Origin of the sequence: Streptomyces sp. CB02056, from assembly GCF_001905545.1 — a bacterium.
GTDB lineage: Bacteria > Actinomycetota > Actinomycetes > Streptomycetales > Streptomycetaceae > Kitasatospora.
On record NZ_LIPD01000026.1, the window covers coordinates 34,714 to 46,073 of the forward strand.

An 11,360-nucleotide genomic window follows, 5' to 3' on the forward strand; every position below is an offset into this window, starting at 1 on the left:
GGGCGGCCTCCCGCGACACTCGCCGCTCGCGCGGCGGAGAACCACCGCAACAAGCACAGCGCTCGGGCAGCCGCGCGCCGTGCCACCAGTCAGGTACCTCGCGATGTGGAAGTAGGTCGAGATTGCGATGAGCTCTCGATGAGTACGCGATGAGTACGCGATGGGTACGCCCATGAAGTAGCGACAGTCCGGCGGACGAGACCCCCGGACTCATAGACAGGAGTGAAGTGGCTAAGGTCCGGGTTTATGAACTCGCCAAGGAGCTTGGCTTGGAGAGCAAGGCCGTCATGGCCAAGCTCACCGAGCTCGGCGAGTTCGTCCGTTCGGCGTCCTCGACGATCGAGGCGCCGGTCGTACGCAAGTTGACTGACGCGCTTGGTGTGGCCCCCACCGGTGGTGGTTCCGCTGCCAAGCCGGGCCCGCGGAAGCCCGCGGCGCCCTCCCCCGCGGCCGGCTCGGGTGCCCCGAAGCCGGGCGCTCCGACCCCGGGTCCGCGCCCCAGCGCGACCCCTGGTCCCCGTCCGACCCCGGCTGCCGCCGCGCCTTCCGCGCCGGCTGCCGCCCCTGCGGCCCCCGCGGCCGGAGCGGGTGCCCCGAAGCCGGGCGCGCCGACTCCGGGCCCGCGCCCGGCCGCGCGTCCCGCCGCTCCGGCGGCTCCGGCCGCGCCCGCGGCCGAGTTCTCCTCGCCGGCTCCGGCCGAGGCCCCGCGTCCCGCCGCCCAGGCCCCGCGCCCGAGTGGCGGCCAGGCCTCCGGCGGTGCCCGTCCGGGCCCGCGTCCGGCCGGTCCGCGTCCGGGCAACAACCCGTTCACCTCGGGTAGCGCCACCGGCATGGGCCGCCCCGGCGACCGCCGTCAGGGTGGTCAGGGCGGTGCTCCGCGTCCGGGTGGTGCCCAGGGTGGCGACCGTCCGCGTCCGGGCGGCGACCGTCCGCGTCCCGCCGGTGCCCCGGGTGCCGGTGCGCCGCGTCCCGGTGGCGACCGTCCGCGTCCCGCCGGCGCTCCGGGTGCCGGTGCGCCGCGTCCCGGTGGCGACCGTCCGCGTCCCGCCGGTGCCCCGGGTGCCGGTGCCCCCCGTCCGGGTGGCGCCCCGCGTCCCGACGGCATGCCGCGTCCGGCCGGTCCGCGCCCCGGCGCGCCGTCCCCGTCCGGCATGCCGCGCCCGAACCCGGGCATGATGCCGCAGCGTCCGGCCGGCCCGCGTCCGGGCCCCGGTGGCCGTGGTCCGGGTGGCCCCGGCGGCCGTCCGGGTGGTCCGGGCGGCGCCGGCGGTGCCCGTCCCGGCTTCCAGGGTCGTCCGGCCGGTCCGGGCTCGCGTCCGGCCGGTGGCGGCGGCTTCGGCGGTCCGCGTCCGGGTGGCGGCGCCCCCGGTGGTGGCGGCGGTTTCGGCCCCCGTCCCGGCGGCTTCGGCGGTCGCCCCGGTGGCCCGGGTGCCCGTGGTGGCACGCAGGGTGCCTTCGGTCGTGGCCCGGGCGGTCGCCCGGCTCGCGGTCGCAAGTCGAAGCGGGCGAAGCGCCAGGAGTACGAGGCCATGCAGGCCCCGTCCGTCGGCGGTGTGATGCTGCCTCGCGGCAACGGCCAGACCGTTCGCCTGTCGAGCGGCGCCTCGCTGATGGACTTCGCGGAGAAGATCAACGCCAACCCGGCCGCGCTCGTCTCCGTCATGTTCAACCTCGGTGAGATGGTCACCGCGACCCAGTCGGTCTCCGACGCGACCCTCGAGCTGCTGGCCGGCGAGATGGGCTTCCAGCTGGAGATCGTCAGCCGGGACGACGAGGACCGCGAGCTGCTGGAGTCGTTCGACATCGACTTCGGTGCCAACGAGGGCGACGAGGACCAGCTGGCCCCGCGCCCGCCGGTCGTCACCGTCATGGGTCACGTCGACCACGGTAAGACCCGCCTGCTGGACGCGATCCGCAAGTCCAACGTGGTGGCCGGCGAGGCCGGTGGCATCACCCAGCACATCGGTGCCTACCAGGTGGCGACGATGGTGAACGGCGAAGAGCGCCCGATCACCTTCCTCGACACCCCGGGTCACGAGGCGTTCTCCGCCATGCGTGCCCGTGGTGCCAAGTCCACCGACATCGCGATCCTGGTGGTCGCGGCCAACGACGGTGTCATGCCGCAGACGGTCGAGGCGCTGAACCACGCCAAGGCCGCGGGTGTGCCGATCGTGGTCGCCGTCAACAAGATCGACGTCGAGGGCGCCGACCCGACCAAGGTCCGCGGTCAGCTGACCGAGTTCGGTCTGGTGGCCGAGGAGTACGGCGGCGACACGATGTTCGTCGACATCTCCGCGCGCCAGGGCCTGAACATCGACCAGCTGCTGGAGGCCGTGGTCCTGACCGCGGACGCCTCGCTGGACCTGCGGGCCAACCCCGAGCAGGACGCGCAGGGTATTGCGATCGAAGCCCACCTGGACAAGGGCCGCGGCGCCATGGCGACCGTCCTGGTCCAGCGCGGTACCCTCCGCGTCGGTGACTCGATCGTCGTGGGCGACGCCTACGGCCGCGTCCGCGCCATGCTGGACGAGAACGGCAACAACCTCGCCGAGGCGGGCCCGTCCCGTCCGGTGCTGCTGCTCGGTCTGACCTCGGTGCCCCGCGCCGGCGACAGCTTCATCGTCGTCGACGAGGACCGCACCGCCCGTCAGATCGCCGAGAAGCGCTCGGCCCGCGACCGCAACGCCGCCTTCGCGCAGCGTCGGGTCCGGGTGTCCCTGGAGGACCTGGACAAGGCCATCGCCGCCGGCTCCATCGAGCAGCTCAACCTCATCATCAAGGGTGACGTCTCCGGTTCGGTCGAGGCCCTCGAGGACGCCCTCGTCAAGCTGGACGTGGGCGAGGAGGTCGAGCTCCGGGTCCTGCACCGCGGTGTGGGTGCCATCACCGAGTCCGACGTGGACCTGGCGATGGGCTCGGACGCCATCATCATCGGCTTCAACGTGCGCGCCGAAGGCCGTGCGCGCGCCGCGGCCGACAAGGAAGGCGTGGACGTCCGGTACTACTCGGTCATCTACCAGGCGATCGAGGAGATCGAGAACGCCCTCAAGGGCATGCTCAAGCCGGAGTACGAGGAGGTGCGCCTCGGCGCCGCGGAGATCCGCGAGGTCTTCCGCTCCTCCAAGTTCGGCAACATCGCCGGTGTCCTGGTCCGCGACGGCATCATCCGCCGCAACGCCAAGGCCCGCCTCATCCGCGACGGCAAGGTCGTGGCGGAGAGCCTCACCATCGAGGGTCTGCGCCGCTTCAAGGACGACGCGACCGAGGTCCGCGAGGGCTTCGAGGCCGGTGTCACCCTGGGGTCGTTCAACGACATCAAGGTCGAGGACATCATCGAGACCTACGAGATGCGCGAGAAGCCGCGCGCCTAGTCGGTGTCAGCCGGGGCCGGTCGACGGGTGGTATTTCCGTCGACCGGCCCCGGTCTCGCTGTGTAGGGTCCGGGGTAGTCACACAGTGGCGCCAGCCCGTTTCCGGGCTGCTCCCCGAGGCCTTCCAGGTCGGCGAGACCTGTCATACATGTTCGTGGGAACACTCACCTTCGACCTGCTGCTGGGCGACGTCCACTCGCTCAAGGAGAAGCGTTCGATCGTGCGGCCCATCGTGGCCGAACTGCAGCGCAAGTACAGCGTGTGCGCTGCCGAGACCGGGAACCAGGACCTGCACCGCCGGGCCGAGATCGGCCTCGCGGTGGTCTCCGGCGAAGCCGGGTACGTCACCGAGGTCCTGGACAGCTGTGAGCGGTTGGTCGCCGGCCGCCCCGAGGTACAGCTCCTCTCCGCGAGGCGGCGGTACCACAACGACGACGACGAATGAGGACCGTGGAGCCGGCCGACGGAAGTCGCCGTTCTCACACGGATCAGGACCGAGAGCGCCCGCAAGGCCGGGCGCGGGCCGGTACTTTGGGGCGTGGGCCCCGACGGGTGCGCAGTTCTCCCGGGTACCGGGCCCATTGCACGAGGAGGCAACGTGACCGACACCGCTAGGGCGCGCAAGCTCGCCGACCGCATCCAGGTGGTCGTCGCCCAGACCCTGGAGCGGCGGATCAAGGACCCCCGACTGGGGTTCGTGACCATCACCGACACCCGGGTGACCGGGGACCTGCGCGAGGCCACCGTCTTCTACACCGTCTTCGGTGACGAGACCGAGCGCGAGGCCACCGCGGCCGCGCTGGAGAGCGCCAAGGGCGTGATCCGCTCCGAGGTCGGCAAGATCGGGGTGCGCTTCACCCCGACGCTGACCTTCGTCGCGGACGCGCTGCCGGACAACGCCCGGAACATCGACGACCTGCTCGACCGGGCCCGCAACTCGGACGCCGCCGTGCGCACCCGGGCCGCGGGGGCGAGCTACGCCGGCGAGGCGGACCCGTACCGGGTTCCGGCGGCCGAGCGTGACGACGAGGACGAGTAGTCATGGCGGGTGAGCCGGCGCAGGCCGCCTCGCGAGCCGGATCGACCACGGGGGCGTCCTCCACCAGCACGGTGGAGGGTGCCCTCGTGGCGCTTCCGGGCCCGCGGGCCGAGGAGAGCGGGTTCGAGCTGCTCTGGCAGCAGGTGGTGGCGGAGATCGGGCGGGCCCGTTCGATCGACCTGATCTGCCACATCTGCCCGGACGGCGACGCGCTGGGCTCCTCGCTGGCGGCGGCGCTGGCGCTGCGGGCGCTCGGCAAGCAGGTGCGGGTCTCCTTCGGCGACGACCCGCAGGTCGTGCCCGAGTCGCTGGCCTTCCTGCCCGGCCAGGAGCTGATCGTGCCGGCCGTCGAGGTGCCGGACGTGCCGGAACTGGTGCTCTGCTTCGACGTGGCCGCGGAGAGCAGGCTCGGCCTGCTGCACGCCAAGGCCTTCGCCGCGCCCGTCCTGGTGGTGCTCGACCACCACGCCTCCAACCCGGGCTTCGGCACCCACCAGCTGATCGACCCGACCGCGCCGGCCACCGCCGTGCTGGTCGACGAACTGCTGCGCCGGCTCGGCGTGGAGCTGGACCAGGAGCTGGCCACCTGCCTCTACACCGGTGTCGCCACCGACACCGGTTCGTTCAAGTACCGGGCCACCACGCCCGCCACCCACGAGCTGGCCGCCCGGCTGCTGGCCACCGGCATCCGGCACGACCTGATCGCCCGGCAGCTGTGGGACACCTCCTCCTTCGGCTACCTCAAGGTGCTCGCGGGCGCGCTCGACCGGGCCGTCTACGAGCCGGAGGCGGCGGACGGGCTGGGCCTGGTGTGGACCTGGGTGCCGTACCAGGACCTCGCGCTGTTCAGCGTCACGGTCGAGGAGATCGAGGGGCTGATCGACATCCTGCGCCGCCCGGCCGAGGCCGAGGTGGCGCTGGTGCTCAAGCAGGACCCGGACGGCACGCTGCGCGGCTCCTCGCGTTCCAAGGGCGCGGTGGACGTCGCCGCGGCCTGTGCCGAACTGGGCGGCGGGGGGCACGTCTTCGCGGCCGGATTCAGCGTCCGGCAGGACGTGGCCGCGGTGGTCGAGCGGTTCCGGGGCGCCCTGCGACCGGTACGTTGATCATCTCTGCTGTTGTTGTTGAGAGAAAGAACCCGATGAAGCGCAAAGGCACCGGCCCGGACGGCCTGGTGATCGTCGACAAGCCTGAGGGCATCACGTCGCACGGGGTCGTCGCCAAGCTGCGGTGGCTGGCCGGGACCCGGAAGGTCGGGCACGCCGGCACCCTGGACCCGATGGCCACCGGCGTCCTGGTGATCGGCGTCGAGCGGGCCACCCGGCTGCTCGGCCACCTGATGCTCACCGCCAAGACCTACGAGGCGACCATCCGGCTCGGCCAGACCACCGTCACCGACGACCGCGAGGGCGAGGTCACCGCCTCGGCCCCGGCCGACGCCGTCACCCGGGAGGCGATCGACGCCGGGATCGCGGCGCTCACCGGCGAGATCATGCAGGTGCCGTCCAAGGTCAGCGCGATCAAGATCGACGGCAAGCGCTCGTACGCGCGGGTGCGCGAGGGCGAGGAGTTCGAGCTCGCGGCCCGGCCGACCACGATCCACTCCTTCACCGTGCACGGGCAGCGCGCGGCGGTCGCCGAGGACGGCACGCCGGTGATCGACCTGGACGTCACCGTCGAGTGCTCCTCCGGCACCTACATCCGGGCGCTGGCCCGGGACCTGGGCGCCGGGCTGGGCGTCGGCGGGCACCTGACCGCGCTGCGGCGTACCAGGGTCGGGCCGTACGGGGTGGAGTCGGCGCGCACCCTGGAGCAGCTGGAGGCCGACGTCACCGGCGAGTCCGCCAAGGGTCTCGAGGTGCTGCCGATCGGCGAGGCCGCGGCGGCCGCCTTCCCGCGCTGGGACCTGGACGAGGCCTCGGCGGAGAAGCTGTCGCACGGCGCCCGGCTGAAGGCGCCCGGGATGGGCGTGGACGGGCCGATCGCGGTGTTCGGGCCGGACGGGCGCTTCCTCGCGCTGGTCGAGGAGAAGGGCGGGCAGGCGAAGCCGGTCGCGGTCTTCGTCGGCTGACGCCCCCGCTGTTCGGAGCCCCCGTCGGGAATCGTCCCGACGGGGGCTTCCCCGTTCCCGGACCCCCTTTCACCCGCACGAGGGAGCGCGCGGAGTGAACGCCCGTGGTGAGCGGCGCGGGCGCGGTCGGACCGCCTCCCGCGCGGGCAGGCTCCGGGCGGCGGGCGAGCGACGGTCGAGGGGGCATGGGATGCCGGGGTTTCTGGAGGGCGATCCGGGGCGGTACCTGCTGCGGATCCGCGACCTCAACGGGCGGCTGCACGGCTTAGGGTTCGTCGCCGACCCGCAGGGGGGCGTGCTGACGGCACACGAGAGCGTGGCCGGACTGGACCGGGTCGTCCTGCACACCCCCGGCGGGCAGACCAGGGTGCTCGGCCCGGACGCCGTGCTGCCGCTGCCCGGGCACGGGCTCGCCCTGCTGCGCACCGAGGCGGTCGGCGGGCTGCCGGTGCCGCCGCTGCCGCTGGCCGCCGTCGCGGCCGGGCACGAGGTGCTGCTGCCCGCGCTGGCGGGGGAGGACGGCCGGGTGGTCGCGCTGCGCTGCGGGCTGCTCGGGGTCACCGGCGCGGCGTACGGCGGGCACCGGCTGGGCGGGGTGCTGCTGCTGGACGTGCCGGTGGTCGGCGGGGTCGCGGTGCCGGCCGGCTCGCCGGTGCTGGACGCCCGCAGCGGGGCGGTGGTCGCGCTGGCCGCGCCCGCCCTGCGCGACCCCCGGCACGGCGGGGCGCTGCCGGCCGTGGCGGTGGGGGCGGGCCCCGCGGACGGGACGGCGGCCGCCGGGGTGCTGGCCGGGCTGCTGGCGAGCAACGCGGCGGCGGTGCCCGGCTACGGCCCGGCGCTCAACCTGGCCGGGGTGCTGCGGCTGACCGCCGCCCAGGTGACGGCCGCCGGTGCCGGGCCGGCCCGGGTGGCCGACCTGGCCGCCGACCGGGTGGACCGGCCGGACGGCCTCGCCGGGGACGAGCCGGCCGCGACCGTCACCGCGCTGGTCGGCGCCCCCGGCAGCGGACGCACCACCGAACTGGCCGCGCTGGCCGCCCGCCGGCACGGCGGCGCCCACCCGCTGCCCACCCTCTGGCTGCGCGGCGCCGACCTGCGGGCCGGGGACCGCTCGCTCGCCGAGCCGCTGGAGCGGGCGCTGGCCGCCGCCGCGGCCGGACTCGGCACCCCGGCGCCTGCGCCGGAGCCGGTGGCGGCGCTGTGCGCGGCGGCGGGCCGGCCCCTGCTGGTGGTCCTGGACGGCCCTGAGGAGGCCCCGCTGGCGGTGGACGCGCGCTGGCTGCGCGGCGCCGGCCAGTGGCTGACCGGCTGCGGCGCCCGGCTGGTCACCGCCTGCGGCGAGGAGCTCTGGGAGCGGCTCGCGGCCGAGACCTGGGGGAGCGGCACGCCCGGCCCCCGCCGTACCGCCGAACCGCACCCGGACGGCGACCTGGGCAGCGCCCCCACCGTACGGATGGACGGCCGCGGCCCGGACGGGCCGAGCCTGGCCGGGCAGCGGCTCGGCCCGCTGCCCCCCGAGGCGGCCGAGCGGGTGCGCCGCCGGTACGGGCTGCCGCCGGGCCACCCGGCCGCCGCCGGGGACGGCGGGCACCCGCTGGCCGTCCGGCTGGCCGGGGAGCTGTGGGCCCAGGGGCTGCGCGACGGGCCGGTGCGCCGCGGCGAGCTGTTCGACGCCTTCCTGGACCTGCGCTGCCTGCGGGTGGCCCAGCGGCTGGCCGAGGACGGCCGGCCGCGCCGCCCGGGCGCCCACCGCCGGGGCGCGGTGCGGCCGGCCGGGCCGCGGCACCGGCGGGTGCGCCGGCTCGCGGCGGCGGTGGCCGGGCGGGTGCACGAGGCGGCCCGGCGGATGCTCGGCGGCCGGTCGGGCGGCGGGCTGGACCGGGCCGCCTTCGAGGAGCTGTTCCCGGTCGAGGGCGGCTGGGCCACGGCGGTGCTCGCCGAGGGCCTGTTCGTCCCGGCCGGGCCCGGGTTCCGCTTCGCGCACGGGGAGTTCGCGGACTGGCTGCAGGGCCGGCACCTGGACCTGGACGCGGCGCTGCGGCTGCTGCTCGGCGAGGCCGAGGACACCCCGCCGTGGCCCGCCGACGAGCCGGCGGAGCCCGGCGGCCACCCGGCGGCGGAGACGGCGGAGACGGCCGCCGGGGCGGACGCCGTCCCCCGGCACCGGATCGGCCCGGTCGCCGCCGCACTGCGCCGGGTGGCCGAGACCTGGGGCGCCGGCGCCCTGGACCCGTGGCTGCACCGGATCTGGCGCGCCCTGGACCTGCGCCCGCCGGGCAGCGAACCCGCCTGGTGGGCGGCCCGGTTGCTCGCCGAGGGCCTGGCCGCCGGCCCGGACCCGGCCGAACACCGGGCGCTGCTCGACCAGATGGCGGCCCGGATCGCCGAACGGGCGGGCGGGACGGGCGCGGTGGCGCTCCCGGCGGCCGGGCTCGGCCGTTTCGGGCCGGCCTTCTGGACCGGCCTCGGCCTGCCCGTCGAGGCCGAACTCGCCCTGCTGCGCAGCCTGGTGGCCGCCGACGGCCCCGGTCAGCGCTTCCTCGCCGTGGTGGCCCAGCGGCTGCGCGCCGACCCGGTCGGGGTGTTCCCGCTGCTCTGCGCCTGGTTCGAGGACCCGCGCGGCCTGCCGGGCCGCCCGGGGCGCACCGTCGCCGACCTCGCCCACGACCTGCTGTACGCCCACCGGCGGCTCGCCCTGGACGAGTTGGCCGACGCGCTGGCCGCCGCCGCGCACCCGCGGGCGGACGCGCTGCTCACCGTGCTCGCCGCCGAGGAGCCGTCCGCGCTCTGCCGCGCGGTGGACCGCTGGAGCCACGACCGGCGGCCCGAACGGCACGTCGCGGCGGCCGTGCACGCGCTGCGGACCGCCCCGTACGCCTCCGGAGCCGGGGTCGAGCTGCTGCGGTACACCGCGCTGACCCTGCTCGCCCGCGAGGACGAGCCCGGTCTGCACGGGGCCGCGCTGGCGCTGCTGGTCGGCGATCCGGCGACCCGGGCCGAGCACCTGCCGGCCGCGCTCGCCCTGCTGCGGGCCGGCGGCGACGCCTTCCTCACCCCGCGGGCGCTCGCCCCGGCCCTGGAGAGCGACCCGGAACCCGTCCTGGTGGCCTTCGCCGAGTGCTCGGCCGCCCCCGGCGCGGCCCCCGCCGAGACGCTGCGGGTGCTCGCCGACGCCACCGCCCCGGCGGCCGTGCGGCGGGGCGCCGAGCTGGCCGCCGGGCTGCTGCGCGGGAACCCGGGGCTGGCCGGCCCGGTCGCCGTCGACTACCTCGGCCGCCGGCTGGCGTGCGCCGCCGCCGGCCCGGCCGACCGGCTGGAGCTGCGGGTGCTGATCGGCGCCGCGCTGGCGGCCCGCAGCGCGGCCGTCCGGCGGCCGTTCGCCGAGGTGCTGTCCGTCCCGGTGGCCGACCCGGCGGCGGACGCGCTGCGCTGCGAGCTGCTGGACACCCTGCTCGCCGCCGAGACCGACCCGGCGGTGCTGACCGTCGCCGTGGAGCGGCTCGCCGAGCACTGCGCGGCCGAGAACCCGGCCCGGGCCCGGGCGGTGCTGGCCCGGGCCGGCACCGGGCTGCCGGGCGCGGACGAGCTGCTGGTGCGCTGTGCCGGGCGGTCGGCGGCCTTCGCCCGGCTGCTCGCCCGGTGGCCGTCCGGGGCCGCGCCGACCGCCCCGGACGGCCCCCGGCTGGCCCGGATGCGGGCCCTGGCGGCGGCCGGACGGGACCCGCAGTACGCCGCCGCGGAGGCCGAGCGGGCCGTCTCCGGGCGGGCCGCGGGGCCCTCGGCGGGCTCAACCCGTATTCCGGTGCCTGAGCCGGGGCAGGCGCATGGCACGCTATAGGGGTTCGGGTTTTGAGCGTTTGAGCGTACAGAGGGTACGCGCCGTACGGAACAAGGAGCGGTCAGGTGCAGCGCTGGCGTGGCCTGGAGGAGATCCCCGGGGACTGGGGACGCAGCGTCGTCACCATCGGCTCGTTCGACGGGGTGCACCGAGGACATCAGCTGATCATCGGGCGGGCGGTCGAGCGGGCCCGCGAACTGGGCGTCCCGGCGGTCGTGGTGACCTTCGACCCGCACCCGCGCGAGGTCATCCGCCCGGGCAGCCACCCGCCGCTGCTCGCGCCGCACCCGCGCCGTGCCGAGCTGATCGCGGAGCTGGGCGTGGACGCGGTGCTGGTGCTGCCGTTCACCACGGAGTTCTCCCAGGAGTCCCCGGAGACCTTCGTCCGGCAGGTACTGGTGGACGCGCTGCACGCGCGGGTCGTCATCGAGGGCCCCAACTTCCGCTTCGGGCACCGGGCGGCCGGGAACGTCGAGCTGCTCGGCGAGCTGGGCCGGGCGGACGACTTCGAGGTCGAGGTGGTCGACCTCCAGGTGTGCGGCACGGCCGGGGACGGCGAGCCGTTCTCCTCCAGCCTGACCCGCCGGCTGGTGGAGACCGGGGACATGGCCGGCGCCAACGAGGTGCTGGGCCGTCCGCACCGGGTGGAGGGCGTGGTGGTGCGCGGCGCGCAGCGCGGCCGCGACCTGGGCTACCCGACCGCCAACGTCGACACCGTGCCGCACAGCGCGATCCCGGCGGACGGCGTGTACGCGGGCTGGCTGACCGCCGACGGCGAGCGGATGCCGGCGGCGATCTCGGTCGGCACCAACCCGACCTTCGACGGCACCACCCGCACCGTCGAGGCCTACGCCATCGACCGGGTCGGCCTGGACCTGTACGGGCTGCACGTGGCCGTGGACTTCCTGGCCTACCTGCGCGGGATGGAGAAGTTCGACTCCATCGACGCGCTGCTGGACCGGATGGCCGACGACGTCAAGCGGGCCCGCGAGCTGACCGACGGCATCTGAGCGACGGCGTCTTGGCGCCGTACGACGACGG

At 75.9% G+C, this 11,360-nt stretch carries 7 protein-coding genes; all 7 read left to right on the forward strand.

The window, feature by feature from the left end; translation table 11 throughout:
• The first annotated feature begins 227 nt into the window (after positions 1-227).
• The 7 genes from infB to AMK13_RS39770 all read left to right on the forward strand — a co-directional run bounded on the left by infB (position 228) and on the right by AMK13_RS39770 (position 11,329).
• Complete coding sequence (gene infB, locus AMK13_RS39740; protein ID WP_074006404.1) at positions 228-3,371, forward strand: translation initiation factor IF-2; 3,144 nt, start codon at positions 228-230, stop codon at positions 3,369-3,371.
• A 148-nt stretch (positions 3,372-3,519) separates the two neighbouring features.
• Positions 3,520-3,816 carry a DUF503 domain-containing protein gene (locus AMK13_RS39745; protein WP_030289887.1) on the forward strand — a complete coding sequence of 99 codons (297 nt, stop codon included), beginning with the start codon at positions 3,520-3,522 and terminating at the stop codon, positions 3,814-3,816.
• Positions 3,817-3,969: 153 nt separating this feature from the next.
• Entirely contained in the window at positions 3,970-4,410 is a 441-nt protein-coding gene (rbfA, locus tag AMK13_RS39750) for a 30S ribosome-binding factor RbfA (protein WP_049658664.1), read from the forward strand.
• A 2-nt stretch (positions 4,411-4,412) separates the two neighbouring features.
• A complete protein-coding gene (locus tag AMK13_RS39755; protein ID WP_079272940.1) occupies positions 4,413-5,516 on the forward strand; it encodes a DHH family phosphoesterase in 1,104 nt (367 codons plus the stop codon).
• Positions 5,517-5,551: 35 nt separating this feature from the next.
• Positions 5,552-6,481: a tRNA pseudouridine(55) synthase TruB gene (gene truB / locus AMK13_RS39760; RefSeq protein WP_074006405.1), complete on the forward strand. Its 930-nt coding sequence runs from the start codon at positions 5,552-5,554 to the stop codon at positions 6,479-6,481.
• Positions 6,482-6,671: 190 nt separating this feature from the next.
• Positions 6,672-10,319 carry a hypothetical protein gene (locus tag AMK13_RS39765; RefSeq protein ID WP_074006406.1) on the forward strand — a complete coding sequence of 1,216 codons (3,648 nt, stop codon included), beginning with the start codon at positions 6,672-6,674 and terminating at the stop codon, positions 10,317-10,319.
• Between the two features lie 65 nt (positions 10,320-10,384).
• Complete coding sequence (locus AMK13_RS39770) at positions 10,385-11,329, forward strand: bifunctional riboflavin kinase/FAD synthetase (protein ID WP_074006407.1); 945 nt, start codon at positions 10,385-10,387, stop codon at positions 11,327-11,329.
• Positions 11,330-11,360: the final 31 nt, after the last annotated feature.

Bases quoted from the DNA above. Each gene is read 5' to 3' on its own strand.
- AMK13_RS39755 (WP_079272940.1), top strand. From the start codon at position 4,413: ATGGCGGGTGAGCCGGCGCAGGCCGCCTCGCGAGCCGGATCGACCACG.
- AMK13_RS39765 (WP_074006406.1), top strand. From the start codon at position 6,672: ATGCCGGGGTTTCTGGAGGGCGATCCGGGGCGGTACCTGCTGCGGATC.
- AMK13_RS39745 (WP_030289887.1), top strand. From the start codon at position 3,520: ATGTTCGTGGGAACACTCACCTTCGACCTGCTGCTGGGCGACGTCCAC.
- truB (WP_074006405.1), top strand. From the start codon at position 5,552: ATGAAGCGCAAAGGCACCGGCCCGGACGGCCTGGTGATCGTCGACAAG.